The sequence below is a fragment of the Pseudomonas sp. EA_35y_Pfl2_R111 genome (assembly GCF_963970955.1).
Lineage (GTDB): Bacteria > Pseudomonadota > Gammaproteobacteria > Pseudomonadales > Pseudomonadaceae > Aquipseudomonas.
Genome location: NZ_CAXAOM010000001.1, coordinates 1,478,812 through 1,500,865 on the forward strand (window position 1 = coordinate 1,478,812; position 22,054 = coordinate 1,500,865).

The window sequence follows — 22,054 nt, forward strand, 5'->3', positions numbered from 1 at the left end:
ACTGGCTGCATGCTAAGATCGCGCCCTGCAACAAGGAGCCCTACTGCGTGCCCGACGTTATTCTGCGCCTCGCCCTGCCCTCACCGCTGCGCCGCCTGTTCGACTACCGTGCCCCGCCCGGTGTGCCGCGCAGCGCTCTGCAGCCAGGCGCGCGGCTGCGTGTGCCGTTTGGTCGGCGCGAGATGATCGGCATCCTGATCGAGGTGACCGAGCACAGCGACGTGCCGGCGGACAAGCTCAAGCCAGCCCTGCAACTGCTCGACGCCCAATCACCGCTGCCGCCGGCGCTGTTCAAGCTGTGCCTGTGGACCGCCCAGTACTATCAGCACAGCCTCGGCGACACCCTGAGTTGGGCGCTGCCGGTACTGCTGCGCCAGGGCGAACCAGCCGAAGTACGCCAGCAGCGTTTCTGGTCGGTCACGGAAGGCGCGCAGTTCGATGACCCGCGCCTAAGCCGCGCGCCGCGCCAGCGGGATGCGCTGAAAACCCTGGCCCAGCACCCCCACGGCGTCGCCCATCCACTGCTGAGCAAGCTGCAACTGAACAAAGACAGCCTCGACCTGCTGCTGGAAAAAGGCCTGGTCAAGGTCGAGGTACGCCGCCATGCGCCGAGCGAGCGCCACGCCAACTGGCTGGCGCAGCCGGAACTGCCGCTGAATGCCGAACAGCGCGCGGCCAGCGAGGCGATCCGTTCGGGCTTTGGCAGTTTCAACGCCTTTCTTCTCGCCGGGGTCACCGGCAGCGGCAAGACCGAGGTCTACCTGCAGCTGATCCGCGAAACCCTCGAGGCTGGCAAGCAGGCCCTGGTGCTAATCCCCGAGATCAACCTCGGCCCGCAGACCCTGGCGCGCTTCGAGCAGCGCTTCAACGCGCGTATCGCCCTGCTGCACTCGGCGGTAAATGATCGCGAGCGTCTGGACGCCTGGCTGGCGGCGCGCGATGGCGAGGCTGATATCATCATCGGCACCCGCTCGGCGCTGTTCACCCCGATGCAGCGCCCGGGACTGATCATCATCGACGAAGAACACGACGCCTCCTATAAACAGCAGGAAGGCCTGCGGTACCACGCTCGCGATCTGGCCGTGGTGCGCGCCCATCAGGAGAACATCCCGATTGTCTTGGGCTCGGCCACACCCTCGCTGGAAAGCCTGCACAACGCTCATAGCGGCCGCTACGCCATGCTGCATCTGCGCGAGCGCGCCGGCGGGGCCAAGCAGCCGCGCTTTCTGCGCCTGGATGTAAAAAGCCGGCCGCTCGATTCCGGTATCTCCGGCCCGATGCAGCAAGCCATCGCCCAGACCCTGCAAGCTGGCCAGCAGGTGCTGGTGTTCCTCAACCGCCGCGGCTTTGCCCCGACCCTGCTCTGTCACGACTGCGGCTGGCTGTCCGAGTGCCCGCGCTGCGACGCGCGGATGACCGTGCACCAGCGCTCGCGCGAGCTGCGCTGCCACCACTGCGGCCACGTCGAGCGCCAGCCGAGCAACTGCCCGAAGTGCAACAACGTCGACCTGCGCCCGGTCGGCGCGGGCACCGAGCGCGCCGAAGAGCGCCTGGAGATTCTCTTTCCCGACGTGCCGGTATTGCGCGTCGACCGCGACAGCACCTCGCGCAAAGAGGCCATGACCACCTTGTTTAACACCGTGCAGCGCGGCGAACCGTGCATCCTGGTCGGCACCCAGATGCTCGCCAAGGGCCACCACTTCCCACGCGTGACTTTGGTGGCGATTCTCGATGCCGATGGCGGGCTGTTTTCCGCGGATTTTCGCGCCAGCGAACGTATGGCCCAGCTGATTGTGCAGGTCGCCGGTCGTGCCGGGCGCGCCGAGGAACCGGGCAAGGTGATTATCCAGAGCCACCTGGCCGACCATCCTTTATTGGTGCAGCTGACCGAACAGGGCTACTTCGCCTTCGCCGAACAGGCTCTGAGTGAACGTCGCGGTGCCGGCCTGCCGCCGTTCTGCCACCTCGCCCTGTTGCGCGCCGAAGCCCATAAACCCGGCCAGGCCGAAGGTTTTCTCGACGACGCCTGCAGCGAAGCGGAGCTGCTACTCAGTGAGCTGAAACTCAGCGGCATCGAACTGCTCGGCCCAGTGCCGGCACCGATGGAGCGCCGCGCCGGTCGTTATCGCGCGCAATTGTTGGTACAAGCCAACGCCCGCGCGCCGCTGCACCGTTTGCTCAATACCTGGATGCACGCGTTGGAACAGATGCCCAGCGGCCGCGCGGTGCGCTGGTCGTTAGACGTCGACCCGATCGACCTCTTCTAGAACCTTTTTACGATCTGCTGCGCGTCGGCCCTGCTGCGTTAAAAACAGGCTCGGAATGCTCACTTACAGCAGTAAACTCCGCTTCCTCGCCTGTTTTTTCCTTGCATGGCTCTAGCTCGCGAGATCGTAAATAAGGTTCTAAGCCGCGCCGGCCCACGACCGGCCGCCTGTTAACGTCAGGGCGTAGAGCGCAGCCTGTTACACTGCACGCCATTTCGTTTAGCAGGCCTGTACCGTGACCAACACCGCTTTCTCTTCTCTGCCGCTTTCCGCCGCCATGTTGGCGAACCTCGAGTCGCTCGGTTACACCGAGATGACTCCGATTCAGGCGCAGAGCCTGCCCGTCATGCTCAAGGGCATGGACCTGATTGCCCAGGCCAAGACCGGCAGTGGCAAAACCGCGGCCTTCGGCATCGGCCTGCTCAACCCGCTTAACCCGCGCTACTTTGGCTGCCAGGCACTGGTGATCTGCCCGACCCGTGAGCTGGCCGATCAGGTGGCCAAAGAACTGCGTCGCCTGGCGCGCTCCGCCGACAACATCAAGATTCTTACCCTGTGCGGCGGCGTGCCATTCGGCCCGCAGATCGGCTCGCTGGAACACGGCGCGCAGATCATCGTCGGCACCCCAGGGCGCATCCAGCAGCACCTGAGCAAGGGCACTCTGAAGCTCGACGGTCTGAACACCCTGGTGCTCGACGAAGCCGACCGCATGCTCGACATGGGCTTCTACGACAGCATCGCCGAGATCATCGGCCAGACCCCAAGCCGCCGGCAGACCCTGCTGTTCTCCGCCACCTACCCGAGCGGGATCAAGCAATTGTCCGCAGCGTTTATGCGCGATCCGCAGCAGGTCAAAGCCGACGCCCTGCACGACGATACGCAGATCGAGCAGCGCTTCTACGAGATCGCCCCGGAAGAGCGCATGGACGCGGTGGTCAAGCTGCTCAACTGCTACCGACCGCAATCCTGTGTGGCCTTCTGCTTTACCAAGCAGCAGTGCCAGGAAGTGGTCGACCACCTGACCGCTAAAGGCATCTCGGCCGCCGCGCTGAACGGTGACCTAGAACAACGCGACCGTGATCAAGTGCTGGCGATGTTCGCCAACCGCAGTCTGTCCGTATTGGTGGCCACCGATGTGGCCGCGCGCGGCCTGGATATCGATGCGCTGGACATGGTGATCAACGTCGAACTGGCGCGTGACTCGGAAATTCATATTCACCGCGTCGGCCGTACCGGTCGTGCCGGTGAAAAGGGCCTGGCCATGAGCCTGGTTGCCCCCGCCGAAGGCCATCGCGCCCAAGCCATTGAAACCCTGCAAAGGGCGCCGCTCAACTGGCATCCGCTGAGCAGCCTGAAACACCAGGGCGGCGCGCCGTTACAGCCGCCAATGATTACCCTGTGCATCGGCGCCGGGCGCAAAGACAAACTGCGCCCCGGCGATATTCTCGGCGCACTGACTGGCGCTGCGGGCATCCCTGGCGCGCAGGTCGGTAAGATCGCGATCTTCGACTTCCAGGCCTATGTGGCCGTCGAGCGCGTTGTTGCTATGCAGGCACTCAAGTGCCTCAGTGAAGGCAAGATCAAGGGCCGCTCGCTGCGTATTCGTACCCTATAGTTTCCGCATGAGCTAAATAGACGGCTGCATTGACGCGGCCAGCGACAGAGGAGTAGCCCCCTTGCGCAATATTCTGGTGATCGAAGACAGCCCGCTGGTGCTGAAAATTCTCGAGCATCTGTTTCGCAAGGAGAGCGGTTTTCAGCCGATTTTCTGCGCCTCCATGGGCGAAGCCCAGGTGATGCTGGAAACCTCGGCCGAGCTGTTCTTCGCCGCCATCGTCGACCTCAACCTGCCAGACGCCCCGGATGGTGAGATCGTCGATGTGGTGATGGGCTATCACCTGCCGTGCATCGTGCTCAGTGGCACCTATAACGAGCAGCGCCGTGACCAGATGCTGCTCAAGGGCGTGGTCGACTACGTGCTCAAGGAAAGCCAGCACTCCTACGAGTACGCCTTCCGCCTGCTGCACCGCCTGGAAAGCAACAGCGAGGTGAAGATCCTCATAGCCGAGGACTCCGACGCCACCCGCCATTACATCCGCCACGTGCTGACCCCGCATCGCTACCAGATTCTTGAAGCCTGCGACGGCGACGACGCCCTGCGCATCCTCAAGGAGCAGCCGGATATCGACTTGCTGGTGGTCGACCACAGCATGCCGGGGCTGAGCGGTTTCGACCTGGTCAAACTGCTGCGGCAAAAGATGAAGCGCCACGAACTGATCATTCTCGGCCTCTCGGCTGACGTGAAAGGCTCGCTCAGCGCCAAATTTATCAAGCACGGCGCCGATGATTTTCTGCGCAAACCCTTCTGTCCGGAAGAACTCAACTGCCGGGTGATGTCGACCCTGGAACGCCGCGACCTGCTGCGCGCACTGAAACAAGCGGCACAGTTCGATGCCCTGACCGGCCTAAATAATCGCCGCGCCTTTTATGAGCATGGCCAGCAATTGTTCCAGCAGGCCCGCTCGGGCGGCCGCGACCTTAGCGTGGCAATGCTCGACCTGGACTTCTTCAAACGGATCAACGACGAACATGGCCACGCCAGCGGCGACGCAGCACTGATCGCCTTCTCCCGCGCGTTTTCCGCCACCTTCCCCGACGCCCTGCTCGGCCGTCTGGGTGGTGAAGAGTTCGCCATGGTCAGCCAGCAGGACGCCGCAACCCTGAGCGACACACTCGACCAGCTGCGCAACCACTGCGCCAATCTGAAATACGCCATCGGCGCACCGCCCCTGTCCTTCAGTGCGGGCATCTACCATGGCGCCCCGGACGACCTGGAAAGCCTGCTGCACCAGGCCGACCTGCGCCTGTATCAGGCCAAGAACCAGGGCCGCAGGCGCAACTGCTGGCAGTAACGCAGCAATAGAAAGCCACGCTGCTCCGTCATCAAGACGCCAGGCGCTGCGCCTGCAGATGCTTATCCAGAAACCCAATGACACGCTGCGCATAGCTCTGCGGCTGCGCGGCGTAGGCATGGGTATGCTCGGCCCCCGGCACCTGCCAGAACTCCACGGCGGTTTTGCCCTGCAAAGCCTGCAGCAGCAACTTGCCGTCTTTGACCGGGGTAAGCTCATCGGCCTCGCCGTAAATCAGCAACAGCTCCGGGCGGCCCACCAGGCGCTGCGCGGCGTAGGTGGGGCGCAAGCTGCGCTCACCAGCGGGATACACCAGCTTGGACAGCTGGATACCCAGCTTGGGAATGGGGTAACGCGACCAGAAGTGCAGCAGGGTCGGAAAGGCTGATTCCAGCACCGCCACCTTGAACGGATGATCGGGCTGCGCCAACGCGCACAGGCTCATGGCCGCACCCATGGAAGCACCGAGTACCGCAATAGGTAACGCCGGGTACTGCGCCTGCAGCGCCTGGCCGGCGGCGAGCACATCCAGCGGGTAATCCATAGTGGTCGAGGTGCTTTCGCCGAAGCCGTTCAAATCAAACAGCATCACGTGATAGCCCGCCTGACGCAGCAGCTCGGCATGCCCGTACTTTATCCAGAAGCCCTTGGCCGCCACGCCCATGGGGTGCGCCAGCAACACTGCGCCTTTGGCCTGCGCGGTGTGCGCCGCAGCCAGCAGCGCAGAGATGCGCGCACCCGACTGGCTATCGACGGTCAGGCGCTGCCACTGGCTCTGCTCAACATTTTCCGGCCAGCGCCAGGGCCGCACAAAGCGGCCGAAGAAAGGCTTTTTGAACAGTCGGTATGCCGTGTTCTTCATGCTGGAAATCCCTGTGTTATCGATGATCGGAAGCTGATAAGCACAGACTAGAGCGCACGCATGGCTGCCTCTATGGGCAGAAATGACATATAACATGCGATTTTTATCAGTACGCCCCGCAGACCGGAGAGTAGCAATGCGCGTCACCGTCCTGATGGCCGATCACTGCTCCTCTACCAGCGTGGCCGCGACCCTGGAGTTCTTCGCAACCGCCAATGTGTTGCACCACTATGCGACCGAGAAAAGCGCGAGCCATAAACTCGGCCAGGCACAGCTGTTCACCCTGCAAACCGCGTCAATCGATGGCCACAGCGTAGCCTGCACCGGCGGCCTGCGACTGACCCCGGACAAAGCCCTGGATGAGGTACACAACCCGCAGCTGATTATCGTGCCCGGCTTTATGTTCAACATTCTCGGCGTGCTGCCCGGCCTGGGCAGAATGGTCGAATGGCTGCAACTGCAGCACCAGCAAGGCAGCTATATCGCCAGCATGTGCACCGGTGCGTTTGTCACCGCCCAGGCCGGGCTGCTGGATGGGCGCTGCGCCACCACGCACTGGCTGTTCAGCGAACAATTCACGCGACGCTTCCCCAAGGTGAAGTTACAACCCGAGCGCACCGTAACGGATGACGGCCAGGTGCTGTGCTCGGGAGGCTCCACAAGCGGCAGCGACCTGTTGCTGCACCTGATCCGCAAATTTTCCTCACCCCAGCTGGCTGCCGAGTGCGCGAAGAAACTGCTGGTCGATGTCGCCGTGCGCAGCCAGACCCCCTACGCCTGCACCACCTTCAAGAAAAACCATACCGACGCCGAGATTCTCAAGATCCAGGTCTGGCTGGAGCATCGCCTGGCGCAGGGCATTGTTATGGAGCAGGTGGCTGAGGCGTTCTGCTTGAGCATGCGCAACTTTATCCGCCGGTTCAAAGCCGCCACTGAGCAAACGCCCATTGAGTATTTGCAGAATTTGCGTATCGAGCGGGCCAAGTTCTTATTGGAAAGCAGCCAGCAAGCGTTTGACCAGATCACCCTGCAGGTGGGCTATGACGACGGCAACTCCTTTCGGCGCCTGTTCAAACAACGGGTGGGACTTACGCCTAGTGCGTATCGCAAACGCTTTGAGAATGTACGCCCGTGATCAGCGCAACATGACCCAGAATTGACAGCAACGCTCTACAAGCCGTGACGCTTAAAGATCTGCGCATAGCTGCCATCGGCACGCATTTCCTCGATCGCCTTGTTGAAGGCATCGGCAATCTGCTGATGCTGCGGATGTTTGCGGCTGACCAGGATATGTAGGCCGTTCTCGCTTAACGGCTGCGGTAGAAATTCCAGCTGATCGCGAATCCCGACCAGGCCGCGGCTTAGGTGATAACGCGCTACCAGTTCATCTTCCAGGGTCAACTGCACCCGCCGTGCCTGCAGCATGCGTGCGCCCACTTCAAAGCCGACCACGCCGACCTTGGTCAGCCGGCTGTCCTGATCAAACTCATTGGAATAGGCATAACCACGCACCACGGCAATGCTGTAGGGGTACAGATCGGGCAACTGCTTGAAGCTGATCTGACTGCCCTTACGCTGCAGAAAGCGGATGCGGTTGATCAAGTAAGGCTGCGAGTAATGACCAAACACCGCCCGCTCATCGGTGTACCAGGCATTGATCAGCACATCATAGATGTCCTGCTGCAACCCCCGCACCGCACGCTCCCAAGGTACCTGAGCGTAACTGGTGGTGTAGCCGGCGCGCGTCAGGGCAGTGGTCACCAAGTCGGATGCCACGCCGTTGTTTAGCAGCGACTGGTCATTGAATGGCGGCCAGGGGTCAGCCACCAGACGCAAGGTCTCTGCAGCGTTGCCATACAGGGGTGCCAACAGCGCCCACGACAGCAGGCAGGCACGCAGTCCATTCATCAACGGCGGTTCCAGAGCAAGCGGAAAACTAATCCTAGCTGCCACAGCGTTTTTTGACAGCGCAGTCATAGCCGCGAACATCCCGGAAGCTACTCTGTGCAGGCAATAATCCACCGCGGCAAACAGGAGTTCTGCCACATGGGGCCACAACAATCCCTACTCATTCACGATGCCACACAGGCTGATCTAGAGACTTTGCAGCGCATCGGCTGCGATACCTACCGTGAGCATTTCAGTGGAGTCTGGACGCACGCGGGGATGCAGCGCTTTCTTTCCGATGATTTTTCAAGCGAGAACCTAGCCAGCTCGCTCGCAGCGACGAACCAGCATCTATGGCTGCTGGCCAAGGATGGGGCCGGCAACGCTCAGGGCTTTGCCAAACTCAACTGGAACAGCCCCATGCCGCTGCACAACACATTAGGCGCAGTGGGCGTAGAACTGCAGAAGATCTACCTGCTCAAGTCCGCGACCGGCAAAGGCTATGGTGAGCAGTTACTGCGGGTTATCTGTGGGCGTGCATTAGCACGGCAGCAACACCTGCTATGGCTGGATGTGCTGCAGAGCAATCGCGCGGCCCAGAACTTTTATGCACGCTTCGGTTTTCGCAGCTGCGGCGAAATCCCATTCAGTACCGACATGCTGGATATTGGCATGCAGGTGATGGCCTACGACCTCACGTCCCGCCCGCAAGCGCACCCGACAACTTGCAGTTAAGATGCGCGCTGTTTTGCGCCCGCCCTGGCGCACGTCGCAGGTTGAGGATATTGCTGTGCTTACACCCCAGGTCGTGATTATCGGAGCCGGTGCCGCCGGGCTTATGTGCGCGCTGACGGCTGCCGCGCGGGGCCGTCAGGTGCTGCTGTTGGATCACGCCAACAAGGCCGGCAAGAAGATCCTGATGTCCGGCGGTGGGCGCTGCAATTTCACCAATATGTATTGCGAGCCGAGCAACTTTCTCTCGGAAAACCCGCACTTCTGCAAGTCCGCCCTGGCGCGCTACACCCAATGGGACTTTATCGGCCTGGTGGCCAAGCACGGCGTGCCGTACCACGAGAAGAAGCTCGGCCAGCTGTTCTGCGATAACAAGGCCAGCGACATCCTCGGCCTACTGCTGGGCGAGTGCGATGAAGCCGGCGTCGATCTGCGTCTGGACACTTCGGTCAGCGAGATAAGCAAACTGGACAGCGGCTACCAGCTGCAGACCAGCGCCGGCGCAGTGCGCTGCGAATCGCTGGTGATCGCCACCGGCGGCCTGTCGATTCCGACCCTCGGCGCCAGCGGCTTTGGCTATCAGGTAGCCAAACAGTTCGGCCACGAGTTGCTGCCAACCCGCGCCGGCCTGGTGCCGTTCACCATTACCGACCCGCAGCTTAAGGAGCTGTGCAACGAGCTGTCCGGCACCTCGGTGGAAGACTGTGTGGTGAGCTGCAACGGGCAGAGCTTCAAGGAAAACATCCTGTTTACCCACCGCGGCTTAAGCGGCCCGGCGATTCTGCAGATTTCCTCGTTCTGGCAACCGGGCGAGGCCATCAGCATCAACCTGCTGCCACATATCGACCTGCCCGAGTGGCTGGCCGAGCAGCAACGCGAACGGCCGAACAGCGAGCTGAAAACCCTGCTCGCCGAGCTGTTTACCAAGAAAATGGCCGGCCTGCTGGCGGACAACTGGTTCGCTTCCAAACCGATGAAGCAGTACACCCACGCCGAGTTCAAGGCAATTGCCGGGCAGCTTGGCGACTGGCAACTGGTGCCAGCCGGCACCGAGGGCTACCGCACCGCCGAGGTCACGCTGGGCGGCGTGGATACCCGCGAGGTGTCATCGAAGACCATGGAATCGCTGAAATCACCGGGGCTGTATTTTGTTGGCGAAGTGCTGGATGTGACGGGCCATCTGGGCGGTTTCAACTTTCAGTGGGCCTGGGCCTCGGGCTATGCGGCGGCACACTATGTCTAAACCGCTGTCAGCACTGTGGTGTAGGCCGCCTATCGGCCGGGCATAGCTAAACCGCCATCTTTAACCTCTATCGAATAAGCGTATCGCCATGACCCAAGAGCAAGGACTGATCTTCGCCATTCTCGTCGCGACCATGGGCCTGTTTCTGTGGGGCCGCTGGCGTCATGACATCGTCGCGCTCGGCGCCCTGCTGGCTTGCGTGATCACCGGCCTGGTGCCGGATCAACAGGCGTTTATCGGCTTTGGCCACCCCGCAGTGATCACCGTGGCCTGTGTGCTGGTACTCAGCTTCGGTTTACAGAGGACCGGCGCGGTGGACGCCATGGCTCAGCGAATATTACCCGTTGATGCCGGCCCCATCCTCTCGATCGCTGCATTGACCAGCCTGGGCGCCTTGCTATCGGCCTTTATGAACAACGTCGGCGCTCTAGCCCTGCTGATGCCGATTGCCTTGAAAATCGCCAGCAAGCAAGAGCTGCCCCCCGGCCGCCTGCTGATGCCACTGGCCTTCGGTACCATTTTGGGAGGAATGACCACCCTGATTGGCACACCGCCCAACCTAATTGTCTCAAGCTTCCGGGCCGAGACCGACGCAGGGCCGTTCGCCATGTTTGACTTCAGCCTGGTGGGCGTCGCCGTGGCCCTGGCCGGCGTACTGTTTATTAGCCTGATCGGCTGGCGACTGGTGCCGCGCCGCGAGGTGGCCGGTGTCGCCAGTTTCGACACCGGTACTTACATTACCGAGGCCCGCGTCAAGCAAGATGCCAACGCCGTGGGCAAGAGCCTGCGTGAGGTCGAACAACTGCTGGAGGAGGCCGATGCCCAGGTAGTGGGCATGGTACGTAACAAGTTGCGCTTATCGGCACCCAACCCGCGGCGCATCCTTCAGGCTGATGACGTGCTGGTGATCGAGGCCGAGCCGGAATCTCTGGGAGAGGTCCTCAGCACCCTGGGGCTGACGCTCGAAGCGGCCAAGCAGGCAGCGGACGATGAAGACGCTGATGCAGGCACGGCCGAGAAAACCAAGACCGAGGAGAAGAAAGACAGCAGCGACGACGAACGAGTGCTGCAAGAATTGCTGGTGCGCCGGGACTCTCGGCTAGTCAGTCAGACCGCCAGCGATATTCATTTGCGCCACCGTTACAGCATCAACCTGCTGGCGATCTCGCGGCAGAGCCATCGCTCGATCAAGAGACTGCGGTCGACCCAGCTCGAACAAGGCGATGTCTTGCTGGTACAGGGCGAAGCGGGCGATATCGCCGACTTCGCCAATGACTTTGAGTGCGTACCACTGGCTGACCGCTCCATCAGCATCCCCAACCCGACCCAGGCCGGCTTTGCGGTTAGCGTAATGCTCCTGGCTGTGGCGCTGGCGGCGTTCGGCGTGTTGTCGGCAGCCGTGGCGTTCGCCGCCGGGATGCTGGTCTTTATGGTGGCCCGCGTGGTGCCGTTGCGCCTGCTGTATGAGTCCATCGACTGGCCAGTGATCGTGCTGCTCGGCGCCATGATTCCCATTGCCGGAGCCATGTCCGAAAGCGGTGCGGCCGACCTGCTTGCGCGCCTGCTGATGGAGCACCTAGCCCAGGGTAATCCGGTGGTGGTACTGACGCTGCTGTTGGTGGTGACCATGACCCTCTCGGACTTTATGAACAACGCCGCCACGGCTGCCGTGATGTGCCCGATTGCCCTGAGCGCCGCCAGCCAGCTCGGCGTCAACCCGGATGCCTTGCTGATGGCCGTGGCCATCGGCGCGTCCTGTTCATTCCTGACCCCCATCGGCCACCAGAACAACACCTTGATTCTTAGTCCCGGAGGCTTTCGTTTCGGCGATTACTGGCGCCTGGGCCTACCAATGGAAATTCTGGTGGTGGCAATCAGCGTACCGCTGTTGCTGCTGGTCTGGCCGCTTTGATGCAGAGCGCTCAGCTCAACGCAGAGCCTACCGGGCTCGCCAAGTGCCTTCACTGCCTGGCGGCCCAAGCCTGGCAACAGGGCGTGCCGTAGCCCGGGTTATTGCTTTAGTCTTGCGCGTACGTTTCACGCTAAGGCCACCGCCTGATGTCGCCACCCTCACTTCGCCACTCGTTTCGTCGCCTCTGGGCCCAGGACAAATTCAGCTACAGCCTGCGGGTGTATATCGCCCTCAGCGGGGCGTTGCTGCTGTGCTGGTCGCAGGGCTGGATGCATGCGCTGATTCCACTGTTTCTCGGCGTCATCGCCAGCGCCCTGGCGGAAACCGACGACAGCTGGCAAGGCCGCCTGGTGGCACTGCTGGTCACCCTCGGCTGCTTCAGCGTGGCGGCCTATGCGGTGGAGTTTCTGTTCCCCTACCCTTGGCTGTTCGTCTGCGCCCTGGCGCTGTCGAGCTTTGCCCTGACCATGCTCGGCGCACTCGGCGAACGCTACGCCACCCTTGGCGCAGCCACGCTGATTCTCGCGGTGTACAGCATGATCGGCGTGGAGCAGCGCGGCGGCGCGGCGGGCCTCTGGCAGGAGCCTCTGCTGTTGGTGGCGGGCGCAGCCTGGTATGGCCTGCTGTCCGTGCTGTGGAATACGCTGTTCGCCAACCAGCCGGTGCAGCACAGCCTGGCGCGGCTGTTTCGTGAGCTGGGCCAGTACCTCAAGCTCAAGGCGGCGCTGTTCGAGCCGCTGCGTCAGCTGGACGTGGAAGAGCGCCGCCTGGCCCTGGCCAAACAGAACGGTCGCGTGGTGGCCGCGCTGAATGCGGCCAAAGAAATCATCCTGCACCGCGTCGGCAATGGCCGGCCGGGGCCGAAGGTCAGCCGCTACCTGAAACTGTACTTTCTCGCCCAGGACATTCACGAACGCGCCAGCTCCTCGCACTACCCCTACAACGAGCTGGCCGAAGCGTTCTTCCACAGCGATGTGCTGTTTCGCTGCCAGCGCCTGCTGCGCTTGCATGGCGAAGCCTGCCAGCGCCTGGCCCAAGCCATCGAATTGCGCCAGCCGTTCGAATACCGCGAGCTGTGCCGCCAGGCGCTGGACGACCTGCACGATTCCCTCGAACACCTGCGCGTGCAGAGCAACCCGGCCTGGCGTCACCTGCTGCGCTCCCTCGGCGCCCTGGCTGGCAACCTGCGCAGCCTGGATACCCTGCTGGGCAACGCCAGCAACCCAGACGCCATGGCGGAGCAGCAGGATAGCAGCCTGCTCGACCGCGAGCCGCAGTCACTCAAAGATGTCTGGGAACGCCTGCGCCTACAGCTGACGCCGACCTCGCTGCTGTTTCGCCACGCCCTGCGTCTGTCCTGCGCCCTGACCGTCGGCTACGGCCTGCTGCACTGGATCCACCCGACCCAGGGCTACTGGATTCTGCTGACCACGCTGTTCGTCTGTCAGCCGAACTACGGCGCGACCCGGCTCAAGCTGATGCAGCGCATCAGCGGCACGGTGCTCGGCCTGCTACTTGGCTGGGCGCTGTTCGATCTGTTCCCCAACCCGCTGGTGCAGGCGTTGTTCGCGGTGGTCGCCGGGGTGGTGTTCTTCGCCCTGCGCAGCAGCCGCTACACACTGGCCACGGCTGCCATCACCCTGCTGGTGCTGTTCTGCTTCAACCAGGTCGGCGATGGCTACGGGCTGTTTATTCCACGCCTGGTCGACACCCTGCTCGGCAGCCTGATCGCCGGCCTGGCGGTGCTGCTGATCCTGCCGGACTGGCAGGGCCGGCGCCTGAATCGCCTGCTTGCCAGCACCCTGAGCTGCAACAGCCGCTACCTGCAGCAGATCATCGCCCAGTACGCCAACGGCAAGCGCGACGACCTGGCCTATCGCCTGGCCCGACGCAACGCGCACAACGCCGACGCCACGCTGTCGACCACCCTGGGCAATATGCTGATGGAGCCGGGGCACTTTCGTAAGGAGGCGGATATTGGCTTTCGCTTTCTGGTGCTCTCACACACCCTCCTGAGTTACCTCTCGGGACTCGGCGCGCACCGTGGCGAAACCAGCCTGAGCGGCAGCGACAACCCGCTACTGGCCAGCGCCAGCCAGTTGGCCGCCAGCCTGGAGGAAATTGCTAGCTGCCTGAACGAAGAGCGCCCGGTGGCCATCCACAGTGACGCCGAAGAGCAACTGGCGGCCGAGCTTGAACAACTCAGCGACGACCTGGATGACCAGCAACGCCTGGTGCAAACCCAGCTGGCGCTGATCTGCCGCCAGCTCGGGCCGCTGCGCACCCTGGCCGCACATCTACTGAAGAGCCACGCATGAACAAATCCCAGTTGCTGCAACAGGTTATCGCCCGCCTCGAAGATGACCTGCTGCAGGCCCAGCAGGCGGCGCAGACTGCCTATGAAACGGCGACCCATGAAGAAAACATCGCTGAAAACAAGTACGACACCTTGGGCCTGGAGGCTTCCTACCTGGCTACCGGGCAAGCACGCCGCGCGGCCGCCATTCGCCAGACTCTGGCGAACTGGAAGCAGCTGGTGTTGCGGAATTTCGACCCACTGCTGGGTATCCAGCTCGGCGCGCTGATCGAGCTGAGCGACGACGAAGATCGCCACCAATGCCTGTTCCTCGGCCCGGACGGTGCAGCCATGAAACTGCAACAGGACGGCCAGGCCGTTCAGGTGATCGGCCCGCACGCGCCACTTGGGCAGCTCTTGCTCGGCAAGGCCGTCGGCGACGAGGTGACCCTACGGGTGGCCAGCGGCGTGCAACTGCTGGAGATTGTGCGGGTGGTTTAAGGAATATCCACTTTCCAGTCGGCAGCCAACCGCGCGAGCCGGCCTTGCTCGATCATCTGCTCCAGCGCCAGGTCGAGTTCCTCACGTAAAGGCCTGTAGCGGTCCTTGCGGGGAAAGGCGAAGTAACCATCCTGCAGGTCGATCGGCGGTTCCAGCTGCTCAAGCTTATCGGCCAACCCCAACGCCACAAGCACCGGCTGGGTATTGCGCTGATTGCTGGCCAGTAGGTCCAGACGACCGGCGCCGAGCATCTTCAGGCCATTCTCGACGCCTTGCACGGTGACTAACTTGAGCTGCTCTCGCCGGCTGTCGAAATGCGCGCCATAGACCCACCCACGCACCACACCAATACGCCGACCGAGCAGCTGCTGATAGTCGCCATCCCAACGCAACCCGCGGCCACGTGGGCGGTAAAAAACGATGTGATCGCGGTAGAAGGGCCGAGCGGAAAAGGCGAAGAGTTGCTCACGCGCGGCGTTTTTGTAGGGCCCAATAAGGATATCGCCCTCACCGCGCGCCACCATGTGCTGTGCACGGGCCCAGGGATGCAGCTCGAAACGAACCTGATAGCCCAACGGCTCCAGTGCCTGGCGTAATACGCTGGTGGCGAGGCCGCTATAACCGCTGCCGTTCTGCTCGAACACGCCAGGAAAGTTGCTGCCTACCGCCAACAATTCGCGCGCAGACAGGGGCGCGATCAGCAGCACACAGCAAAACGCCAGCGACAGCCGGCGCAGAAAGTTCGAACACATGGAGTAGCGGCCTCAGCCACGGGATGGCGGTATTTGCCAGCCTAGCAGGTCAATCGGATACGCAAGTGGAGCAGTGCATCATCATGCAACTGTTTACGCATCTATTGGTCGACTAAAGGGCTATCAGCCGATAGCTTTCAGGGGAGATCTTCATGCAAACCAACACTCTAGAACTCGAAACACTGTTCCAGCAACTGGGTCTCGAGCATGACCCGATCAGCATCGACCTGTTTATCAAGCGTCACTCACCCCTAGCGGAGGACTGCCTGCTGGCCGACGCGCCGTTCTGGGACAAGGCCCAGGCAGACTTCCTCCGCCAGCAACTGCTGGCCGACGCCGAATGGGCCGAAGTGGTGGATCAGCTCAACTTACGGCTGCGGGGCTAGAACCTGCTTAAGATCTGCTGCGCCTCGGCCCTACTGCGTTAAAAACAGGCTCGGAATGCTCATTTACAGCACGAAAACTCCGCTTCCTCGCCGCTTTGACCAGCCGAAGGCTGTTACTGGCGTAGCGCCTTGCATGGCTTTAGCTCGCGAGATCGTAAACAGATTCTAGGGAACCGTGCCCGGCAATTCGCGCCAGGTCAGATACACCCGCAGGTCGAATTCCAACTGGTGGTAGCCGGGTAGCATGTACTCGCAAAGCTTGTAGAAGGCCTTGTTGTGCTCGGCTTCCTTCAGATGCGCCAGCTCGTGCACCACGATCATCTGCAGAAACTCCGGCGCGGCCTCGCGAAACAACGAAGCCACGCGGATTTCCTTCTTCGCCTTGAGCTTGCCACCCTGCACCCTCGAGATCGCCGTGTGCAGGCCGAGGGCGCGGTGGGTCAGGTCAAGACGATTGTCGTAGAGCACTTTGTCGATGGCCGGGGCATTGCGCAGATGTTCCTGCTTGAGCCCCTGGATGTAGGCATACAGCGCCTTGTCACTCTGGATCGCATGCTTGCCGCTATAGGATCGCGCCAGATAGTCGCCCAGACGCTGTTCGGCGATCAGCTGGCGAATCTTGTCTTGCAGCTGAGCCGGGTAGCCTTGCAGGTATTTAAGCGGGGTCATGGTCGAGGTGACGCGGCACGATAGGGCCGTGGATTATGCCAAAAGCTGCACGTATCAGGGTGCCGCTTTTGGTGACGTGGTTATTGACTCGGCACCACGCGCAGCAGGCGGCCGTCAGCACTGTCGGTGAGCAGGTACAGCGCGCCATCCGGCCCGCCGCGCACATCGCGAATACGTTCGGCCAACTCTTCAAACAACACTTCCTCACCGGCCAGCTTGCCATCCTGCAGACGGATGCGGCGCACGCTGCGCTCGGCCAGGGTCGAGGCAAACAGATCGCCCTGCCATTCCGGGAACAACGTGCCGCGATACTGGGTCAGGCTCGACGGTGCGACCGAGGGCGTCCATTGCAGCAAGGGCTGCTGCAAGCCGGGCAGCTCGGTGTAGGGCGAAATCTGCGCACCGGTGTAATCCACACCGAAGGTAATCAGCGGCCAGCCATAGTTGTTACCGGGCTCGATCAGGTTCAGCTCGTCGCCTCCGCGTGGGCCGTGCTCATGACTGTATAGACGCTGCAATGCGGCGTCATAGACGATGCCCTGCACGTTGCGATGGCCCAGGCTGTAGATCTCCGCCGCCGCGCCGGCCTGGCCCACCAGCGGGTTGTCCTTGGGAATACTGCCATCACGGTTGAGGCGCACGATCTTGCCGAGGTGGTTGCTCGGATCTTGGGCCTGCTCGCGCCAGTCGAAACCATCCCCCAGGGTCAGCACCAGGCTGTTGTCCGGCAGCCAGGCCATGCGCCCACCGTAATGCGCGGCACCGGACTTGGCCGGCTGTGCGCTGAACAGCACCTGCGCGTCCTGCAGCTGGCCATCGACCAGCCGCGCCTTGCTCAGACGGGTGTTATTGGCCTGGGCAGTGCCGTAGGCGTAACTCAGATAAAGCTGCTGATTGCTGGCGAACTCAGGGTCAAGCAGCACCTCCATCAGCCCGGCCTGGGCCGCGACAAACCCCTCGGGCACTCCGCCGACAGGTTGCGGGTTCAGACTGCCGTCCTGCTCGATGATGCGCAGGCGACCGACTCGCTCGGTGACCAGCATGCGGCCATCCGGCAGGAAGGCCAGCGACCAGGGATGCTCCAGGCCTGCGGTCACGGTTTCGATGCGGTAATCCATGGCGTGCGCCAGGCTGCTGCCAAGCAGACCAAGCAACAACAGGGCGCGGGACGTATTCAACATGGTTCGGGCCTTTTGCTTGCAGAGGGATAAATCAGGATTGCGCAGGCGATGAACGCCGCACCAGCACAGCAAATAACAGCGCGCCCAGGCTGCCGCAGGCCATCAGCCCGAGGGTGCCGGCCAGGCTGCGGTTGGCGCCGATCAGCGTCGGCATCGGCAGCAGCGCATTGGCCAGCGCCATCGCCGCCAGCACCGCGATGGCTCCGGCCAGGATAAACAGCAGCCAGCGTCCCATTGGCCAGGCGCGTGCCAGCCGGCTCGCCGCCGGTAAGGCAAAGAGAAAACCGAGGATCACCAACACCGCGAAAGTCGGACTAAAGCCCAGCAGGTCCAGGCAGGTGGTATGGGCGCGCACGCCAAGCGGCATGGGCGCGCCGAGTGCTTGCAGGTTGGCCAGATTGAACTGCGTCTGCAGTACGCTGCCCGCCACACTCGTCAGCAACACAGCGATAAAGAAGTACAACAGAGTGCGCAATTTGCTCGGCATGCGGGCGGACTTCCAGAGACGACGGTGGCCCGAGTATGGACCAGCACAGCGCACGGCACGTGGCCGGTGTTTTACATGGTTTTACCAAGCCCACAAATGGGCGATAGGCGCAGTTATGACTGCTGTAGCACAATGCCAGCAACCCGCCTGCCAACAACCCATACAAGAACTGCACGATGAAAAAAGCCCTGTTCTACTGTGCGCTGACCCTCGCGCTGCTCGCCGTGGCATTCGGCCTCGGTCCTGTGCCGCCAGTCGACATACAACTAAAGCCTGTCGAGCTGCCCGCTGACCTCAACCGCTACCTGGCCGAGGCCGAAGCGCGCCACCCGGACATTACCCCTGGGGCAGAAAAAACTATCGTCTGGGCCCACCCGGACCAACGCCAAACCGATGTGGCGATCATCTACCTGCACGGCTACTCAGCCACCCGCCAGGAAACCGCGCCGCTCAGCAATCAACTGGCCCAGCAATTGGGCGCCAACCTGTTCTATACCCGCCTGAACGGTCACGGCCGCAGCGGCGCGGCAATGGCCGAGGCTAGCGTGAACGACTGGTTGCAGGACAGCCAGGAAGCGCTGCAGATAGGTCAGCGCCTGGGCAAGCAGGTGCTGGTGATCGGCACCTCAACCGGCGCCACCCTCGCCACCTGGCTCGCGCTACAGGGCGATAGCCCGCAGGTGCTGGCCTATATCATGGTGTCGCCAAATTTCGCTCCCAAAGACCCGGCCGCCACCGTGCTGACCTGGCCCTGGGCCACGCAGTTTGTACCCTTGCTGCTGGGCCCTGAGCATCAATGGCAGCCGCATAACCCGCAGCAGGCGCGTTACTGGAGCCACCGCTACCCGGCGCAGGCATTGCTGCCGATGATGGCGCTGGTGAAATATGTGCGTGAACAGCCACTGGAGCAGATCAGGACGCCGCTGCTGACCATCTATTCGAACGACGATCAGGTGGTCAGCGCCGCCGCTATCGAAACAGCTTTCGCCCGCTTCGGTTCGCCGCACAAACAGTTGATTGCCCTCAAGGACACCCAGGACCCGTCGCACCATGTACTGGCTGGCGACATCCTTTCGCCGAATGACACGCCACGGGTACAGGCAGCGATTCTGGCGTTTCTGGCCAACTTGCCGGACAAATCCTAAGTGCTAGTCGACACGGCACACTGCCGCGCTGATGGGACAAGGTTTGTCCGCCAGGTAGCTGCGGTAAATCTGCAGCAACTGTTCGACCGTCAGGCGGCAGGCGGTTGTCCGGCACTGCCCATTAAAGGCAAAGGCGCTTTGCTCAGCCTCGGCCAGATGGATATACAGCGCCGGCCAGTCCGTGACTGGCGCATCGGCTGGAGTGAATAGCAGCCGACCCTCACGCTGCACCAACGGCGCGCCAGCAGCGGCATAATCGAAGACAAAGAGCAGCGTACGTGACAGTTTGATGCTGCACTCTGCGCGAGTAAGGCAGGCCTGCGGATCGCTCGGCAAGGGTGCCGCTAACGGTACTGGTGTTAATCGTGCAGGTCCTGCACAACCAACCAATAGGGCAGAAAAAATTGCCCACCAAAACGGCCTAAAAGCCCGGCGCCGGTAAGCCACTATGTATCCACTCGTCGGATATTTGCGCATAGAAAAACGCCCACCCCTGCCTGCCTTCCAAAAAACTGACGCCTTACTCAGAAAACTTTCCTTTATTTTCAAAGCGTGAATTTTATACACGCTTTTTTCACGTCTATTTTCTACTGGCAAAATAATAGCCAAACGCCAAGTAAACATTTTTTTGACGTCAAGAAAAACGCTAAGACCAATTAACAACCACCTCAATCACGCGTATAAAGCCTTCCGTCTCGATGGCCCAGGCCGTCGAGCGATGCGGCACCCCTGCCGCCTTTCCCTAGCCCTAACTTTTAGTTCGAGCACACAGGCCGGAATGCCGAGTACATCGCTACTAACTCGCGGATGAGAAATGCCCGACTGAAAGTTCTCTATCGAGAACTCAGTCATGATCGATCTTGCAATCTGGAACCTCTCCATTCCCGTCGGTGTACCGGCAACCACCATCGAGACCCCGCTGCTAGCGGGCGGCTATCAGGATTATTACTTCAAGTCAGATGACGGCTCGATTATTTTCTGGGCACCCGTCAATGGCACAACCACTAGCAATGCCAGCTATCCCCGTAGCGAGCTGCGCGAAACCTATGCCGACGGCAAACTGCGTAACTGGACTTACCCCAGCGCAGACAACATCCTGCGCGCGGCCGTAGCCGTTACTCAGGTGCCCTCCACCGGCAAGGTGGTGATCGGTCAGATTCACGCCCACGGCAGTAACAAGCCAATGGTGAAGCTGGAGTTCCAATACAAGACCAAGACCGGCACCGCCAATATCGTCGCCAAAGTGCGCACCCACCCACTGGATGAGGTGGGCCAGGTGATCACCGTACTCAGTGGCGTCCAGCTGAATCAGCGCTTCACCTACTCCCTGCGCCTGACACCCAAAGGGCTGCTGGCGGTAAACGTCAAGGGCACGCAATGGTCGACCCATGTTGATCCTGCGTGGGCACCCAAGCCGCTGTACTTCAAGGCCGGCGTTTACACCCAGGACAACAGCGGCTATGAAACCGAAGCCGGTGCGGCGACGTTCTACGTGCTGAAGGTCGATCATGTGACCACTGAGCCAGCGTCCAAGTAGGTCGCACATCAGCAGCAATGCGATCCACGTAGGTTCTCCCTAACAGGAGGCTGCAAAAAGAAAGCCCGCTGAATTCAGCGGGCTTTTTCTTGAGCGATTGACGCTGCAGTGATCAATTCACCTTGGCGGCCAACTCACCCTTGGCGTAGCGCTGGAACATGCCTTCCAAGGAGATCGGTTTGATCTTCGAGGCGTTGCCGGCGGTGCCGAAGGCTTCGTAACGGGCGATGCAGATATCGCGCATAGCGGTCACGGTGGCGCCGAAGAATTTGCGCGGGTCGAACTCGCTCGGGTTGGTGGCCATCAGGCGACGCATGGCACCGGTGGACGCCAGACGCAGGTCGGTGTCGATATTGACCTTGCGCACGCCGTACTTGATGCCTTCGACGATTTCCTCAACCGGCACGCCGTAGGTTTCTTTGATATCGCCGCCGTACTGGTTGATGATCGCCAGCCACTCCTGCGGAACCGAGCTGGAGCCGTGCATCACCAGGTGGGTGTTGGGAATGCGCTTGTGGATTTCCTTGATACGGTCAATGGCGAGGATGTCACCGGTCGGCGGCTTAGTGAACTTGTACGCGCCGTGGCTGGTGCCAATGGCGATGGCCAGGGCATCGACCTGGGTGCGTTTGACGAAGTCAGCGGCTTCTTCCGGGTCGGTGAGCATCTGGCTGTGATCCAGCACGCCTTCGGCGCCGACGCCGTCTTCTTCGCCGGCCATGCCGGTTTCCAAGCTGCCCAGGCAACCCAGCTCACCTTCCACCGACACACCGCAGGCGTGGGCAAAGGCCACGGTCTGCTGAGTTACGGCGACGTTGTAGTCATAGTCGGCCGGGGTCTTGCCGTCTTCTTTCAGCGAGCCGTCCATCATTACCGAGCTAAAGCCCAGCTGGATCGAGCGCTGGCAGACATCCGGGCTGGTGCCGTGGTCCTGGTGCATGCACACCGGGATATGCGGGAATTCTTCGATGGCCGCCAGGATCAGGTGACGCAGAAACGGCGCACCGGCGTATTTACGTGCGCCGGCGGAAGCCTGGACGATCACCGGGGAATCGGTCTTGTCAGCCGCTTCCATGATCGCGCGCATCTGCTCGAGGTTGTTGACGTTGAAGGCCGGCACGCCGTAGCCGAATTCGGCGGCGTGGTCGAGCATCTGACGCATGCTGATAAGTGCCATGGTTTTCCTGTCTCCCGTAAAGGATCGTTAATCGTTACCAGCCTGCCGCAGGGGCGTGCCGTGTTCAAGTTTCTGGGGCCAGGGGTTGCGCCCTTCCCGCCTCGCACA

At 61.7% G+C, this 22,054-nt stretch carries 20 protein-coding genes; 12 read left to right on the plus strand and 8 right to left on the minus strand.

Annotated elements, in window-relative coordinates; genetic code table 11:
• Positions 1 to 47 precede the first annotated feature (47 nt).
• From AACY25_RS07045 to AACY25_RS07055, 3 genes are all read left to right on the plus strand, one after another.
• Positions 48 to 2,267, plus strand: a complete 2,220-nt coding sequence (locus AACY25_RS07045; RefSeq protein ID WP_339523371.1) for a primosomal protein N' — start codon at positions 48 to 50, stop codon at positions 2,265 to 2,267.
• A gap of 235 nt (positions 2,268 to 2,502) precedes the next feature.
• Entirely contained in the window at positions 2,503 to 3,882 is a 1,380-nt protein-coding gene (gene dbpA, locus AACY25_RS07050; RefSeq protein WP_339523373.1) for an ATP-dependent RNA helicase DbpA, read from the plus strand.
• Positions 3,883 to 3,943: 61 nt separating this feature from the next.
• The gene (locus tag AACY25_RS07055; protein ID WP_339523375.1) at positions 3,944 to 5,179 is read left to right on the plus strand and encodes a diguanylate cyclase domain-containing protein; all 1,236 of its coding nucleotides are present in this window, start codon (positions 3,944 to 3,946) and stop codon (positions 5,177 to 5,179) included.
• Positions 5,180 to 5,210: 31 nt separating this feature from the next.
• Here AACY25_RS07055 and AACY25_RS07060 read toward each other — a convergent pair whose 3' ends face one another.
• Positions 5,211 to 6,041, minus strand: coding sequence for an alpha/beta hydrolase family protein (locus AACY25_RS07060; protein ID WP_339523377.1), 831 nt, complete (start codon positions 6,039 to 6,041; stop codon positions 5,211 to 5,213).
• Between the two features lie 136 nt (positions 6,042 to 6,177).
• On the opposite strand from AACY25_RS07060, the gene AACY25_RS07065 reads away from it, so the two are divergent.
• Positions 6,178 to 7,176 (plus strand): GlxA family transcriptional regulator, encoded by a 999-nt coding sequence (locus AACY25_RS07065; RefSeq protein WP_339523379.1) that lies wholly within the window; start codon positions 6,178 to 6,180, stop codon positions 7,174 to 7,176.
• Positions 7,177 to 7,211: 35 nt separating this feature from the next.
• Here AACY25_RS07065 and AACY25_RS07070 read toward each other — a convergent pair whose 3' ends face one another.
• Positions 7,212 to 7,949 (minus strand): substrate-binding periplasmic protein, encoded by a 738-nt coding sequence (locus AACY25_RS07070; RefSeq protein WP_339523381.1) that lies wholly within the window; start codon positions 7,947 to 7,949, stop codon positions 7,212 to 7,214.
• A gap of 138 nt (positions 7,950 to 8,087) precedes the next feature.
• On the opposite strand from AACY25_RS07070, the gene AACY25_RS07075 reads away from it, so the two are divergent.
• From AACY25_RS07075 to AACY25_RS07095, 5 genes are all read left to right on the plus strand, one after another.
• A complete protein-coding gene (locus tag AACY25_RS07075) occupies positions 8,088 to 8,663 on the plus strand; it encodes a GNAT family N-acetyltransferase (RefSeq protein ID WP_339523382.1) in 576 nt (191 codons plus the stop codon).
• A gap of 55 nt (positions 8,664 to 8,718) precedes the next feature.
• The gene (locus tag AACY25_RS07080) at positions 8,719 to 9,903 is read left to right on the plus strand and encodes an NAD(P)/FAD-dependent oxidoreductase (RefSeq protein ID WP_339523383.1); all 1,185 of its coding nucleotides are present in this window, start codon (positions 8,719 to 8,721) and stop codon (positions 9,901 to 9,903) included.
• Between the two features lie 88 nt (positions 9,904 to 9,991).
• Positions 9,992 to 11,815 carry an SLC13 family permease gene (locus AACY25_RS07085; protein ID WP_339523384.1) on the plus strand — a complete coding sequence of 608 codons (1,824 nt, stop codon included), beginning with the start codon at positions 9,992 to 9,994 and terminating at the stop codon, positions 11,813 to 11,815.
• 146 nt (positions 11,816 to 11,961) lie between these two features.
• Positions 11,962 to 14,133, plus strand: a complete 2,172-nt coding sequence (gene yccS / locus AACY25_RS07090; protein WP_339408890.1) for a YccS family putative transporter — start codon at positions 11,962 to 11,964, stop codon at positions 14,131 to 14,133.
• Positions 14,130 to 14,612: a GreA/GreB family elongation factor gene (locus AACY25_RS07095; RefSeq protein WP_339523385.1), complete on the plus strand. Its 483-nt coding sequence runs from the start codon at positions 14,130 to 14,132 to the stop codon at positions 14,610 to 14,612. Before yccS ends, AACY25_RS07095 begins: the two co-directional genes overlap by 4 nt.
• On the opposite strand, the gene AACY25_RS07100 is transcribed toward AACY25_RS07095, so the two are convergent.
• Entirely contained in the window at positions 14,609 to 15,364 is a 756-nt protein-coding gene (locus tag AACY25_RS07100; protein WP_339523386.1) for a substrate-binding periplasmic protein, read from the minus strand. The genes AACY25_RS07095 and AACY25_RS07100 overlap by 4 nt on opposite strands.
• 152 nt (positions 15,365 to 15,516) lie before the next feature.
• Between AACY25_RS07100 and AACY25_RS07105 the strand changes: the two genes are divergently transcribed.
• A complete protein-coding gene (locus AACY25_RS07105) occupies positions 15,517 to 15,750 on the plus strand; it encodes a DUF2789 domain-containing protein (RefSeq protein WP_339408893.1) in 234 nt (77 codons plus the stop codon).
• A 165-nt stretch (positions 15,751 to 15,915) separates the two neighbouring features.
• On the opposite strand, the gene AACY25_RS07110 is transcribed toward AACY25_RS07105, so the two are convergent.
• The 3 genes from AACY25_RS07110 to AACY25_RS07120 all read right to left on the minus strand — a co-directional run bounded on the left by AACY25_RS07110 (position 15,916) and on the right by AACY25_RS07120 (position 18,087).
• A complete protein-coding gene (locus tag AACY25_RS07110) occupies positions 15,916 to 16,419 on the minus strand; it encodes a M48 family metallopeptidase (RefSeq protein ID WP_339523387.1) in 504 nt (167 codons plus the stop codon).
• Positions 16,420 to 16,499: 80 nt separating this feature from the next.
• Positions 16,500 to 17,600, minus strand: a complete 1,101-nt coding sequence (locus tag AACY25_RS07115; RefSeq protein WP_339523389.1) for a PQQ-dependent sugar dehydrogenase — start codon at positions 17,598 to 17,600, stop codon at positions 16,500 to 16,502.
• A gap of 31 nt (positions 17,601 to 17,631) precedes the next feature.
• Positions 17,632 to 18,087, minus strand: coding sequence for a hypothetical protein (locus tag AACY25_RS07120; protein ID WP_339523391.1), 456 nt, complete (start codon positions 18,085 to 18,087; stop codon positions 17,632 to 17,634).
• Positions 18,088 to 18,263: 176 nt separating this feature from the next.
• Here AACY25_RS07120 and AACY25_RS07125 point away from each other — a divergent pair, with 176 nt between their 5' ends.
• Positions 18,264 to 19,232: an alpha/beta hydrolase gene (locus AACY25_RS07125; RefSeq protein WP_339523393.1), complete on the plus strand. Its 969-nt coding sequence runs from the start codon at positions 18,264 to 18,266 to the stop codon at positions 19,230 to 19,232.
• A 3-nt stretch (positions 19,233 to 19,235) separates the two neighbouring features.
• On the opposite strand, the gene AACY25_RS07130 is transcribed toward AACY25_RS07125, so the two are convergent.
• Complete coding sequence (locus AACY25_RS07130; protein ID WP_339523395.1) at positions 19,236 to 19,568, minus strand: hypothetical protein; 333 nt, start codon at positions 19,566 to 19,568, stop codon at positions 19,236 to 19,238.
• A 514-nt stretch (positions 19,569 to 20,082) separates the two neighbouring features.
• Between AACY25_RS07130 and AACY25_RS07135 the strand changes: the two genes are divergently transcribed.
• Entirely contained in the window at positions 20,083 to 20,769 is a 687-nt protein-coding gene (locus AACY25_RS07135) for a polysaccharide lyase family 7 protein (protein WP_339408899.1), read from the plus strand.
• 112 nt (positions 20,770 to 20,881) lie between these two features.
• On the opposite strand, the gene fba is transcribed toward AACY25_RS07135, so the two are convergent.
• Positions 20,882 to 21,946 carry a class II fructose-bisphosphate aldolase gene (gene fba, locus AACY25_RS07140; RefSeq protein ID WP_296222065.1) on the minus strand — a complete coding sequence of 355 codons (1,065 nt, stop codon included), beginning with the start codon at positions 21,944 to 21,946 and terminating at the stop codon, positions 20,882 to 20,884.
• Between the last annotated feature and the right edge of the window lie 108 nt (positions 21,947 to 22,054).